Origin of the sequence: Variovorax sp. J22G73 (genome assembly GCF_030317035.1) — a bacterium.
Lineage (GTDB): Bacteria > Pseudomonadota > Gammaproteobacteria > Burkholderiales > Burkholderiaceae_C > Variovorax.
Window position 1 is genome coordinate 1 of record NZ_JASZYK010000032.1, and the last position, 1,691, is coordinate 1,691.

At 63.2% G+C, this 1,691-nt stretch carries 1 protein-coding gene and 1 pseudogene; both read left to right on the forward strand.

From position 1 onward, the window contains the following. Positions 1-267, forward strand: a pseudogene (locus QTI51_RS38890) (LLM class flavin-dependent oxidoreductase); the annotation flags it as partial. Between the two features lie 131 nt (positions 268-398). After that, positions 399-1,385, forward strand: a complete 987-nt coding sequence (locus QTI51_RS38895) for a Bug family tripartite tricarboxylate transporter substrate binding protein (RefSeq protein WP_286518457.1) — start codon at positions 399-401, stop codon at positions 1,383-1,385. Positions 1,386-1,691 lie beyond the last annotated feature (306 nt).

A 1,691-nucleotide genomic window follows, 5' to 3' on the forward strand; every position in this document is an offset into this window, starting at 1 on the left:
GTCAAGGAGGTGCCTTCGGAGACCGACCCGAGCTTCGAGCAACTGCGCCGCAACCTGCCCGTGGGCTCGGTCAACCAGGTGATCGACAAGATGCTGGAAGAGATCAGCATCTTGCGGCCCAAGCACATCGCGCTGCAGACGCAGCTGGGCGACTTCGACCAGAAGACCATGCTGCGACAGATCGAGCTGTGGGGCGAGCGGATCATCCCGGCCATCCAGAAGGAGCTTGCACGCAACCAGCCGACCACGCAGGCCCTGGCGGCCTGAGGCGCCGAACCCGCGCGTCATCGAACGGGGACGCGACCTGCATGGTCGCTGTCGAAGAACACCCGTCGTGCGCCTTCGGCCGCCTCTTTTACTTCTCGAATCCATAGCGCCATCCAGACAGGAGACAAAACATGAACCAACCATCCATTCAACGACGCACGCTGTTGCTCGGCAGCCTGCTGCTGGGCGCAGGCGCCAGGGCCTTCGCCGCTTCGGGCGACTGGCCGTCGCGCGCGATTCGCCTGGTGGTCGCCAGCTCGCCGGGCGCGGGCAGCGACATCTTTGCGCGCCTCATGGCCGACCCCTTGTGGAAGGTGCTGAAGCAGCCCATCGTGGTGGACAACAAGCCGGGCGCCAACGGCCTCATTGCATGCGACGCGGTAGCCAAGGCCCCGGCCGACGGCTACACGCTGCTGTTCGCGCCGTCGTCCGCGATCCTCATCAACCCGGTGATCCAGCCCAAGATGCCCTATGACACGGAGAAGGACCTGGTGCCCGTCGCGCAGGTCGGCGCGGCCGGCATCCTGCTGGTGACGAACCCGAGCACAGGGTTCAAGAACCTGGCCGACATGGTGGCCTACGCCAAGGCCCACCCTGGGAAGCTCTCGTACGGCTCGTGGGGCACCGGTTCGTCCGGCCATCTGGCCATGGAAGGCATCAAGGCGCACTACGGCCTGCAGATGTCGCACGTGCCGTACAAGTCGCTCGCCACCGAAGTGACCGACCTGATGGCCAACAACATCAATGTCGGCTTCACGGACATCGCGTCGCCGATCCCGCACATGCGCAGCGGCCGGCTGGTGGGATTGGGCCAGACGGGCTCGCAACGCTGGCCGGCCACGCGCGACATTCCTACGCTGGCGGAGCAGGGCTACAAGTTCGAGGCCGATGGCTGGTACGGCGTGTTTGCGCCAGCGGGCACGCCGGTGGAAATCATCGACAGGCTGAATGGCGAGATCAATCGCCTGCAGGCCTCCGACGAGGTGCGCAAGAAGATGGAAATGCAGAACATGATCGTGGCGCCAAGCCGCACGGCCAAGGAGTTCACCGCGTCGATCAAGAAGGACGCGGCCATCTGGCAGGGTCTTGCGAAGACGACGGACCTGAGCGACCGTTGATCGCGCCATCGCGCAACGCAAACGGGGCCTCTGGCCCCGTTTTTTCTTGTGCATTCCTGCGGACTGCCTGCGCATTCCACACTTTTCTGCAGAACTGAATGACGCACCTTGCCTATTCACGACGCCGAGGTCGAACCGGAGAATTTGTCCCGGTACACATCAACATTGCGAGACAGAAAAATCATGGAATTCGGCGTCTTCATTCTGGCCCAGCAGCGCGGCTATCACCAGACTTCACAGCAGGTCATCAATAATTCCATTGAACAGACCGTGGTGGCGGAACAGGCGGGATTCAACAACGCCTGG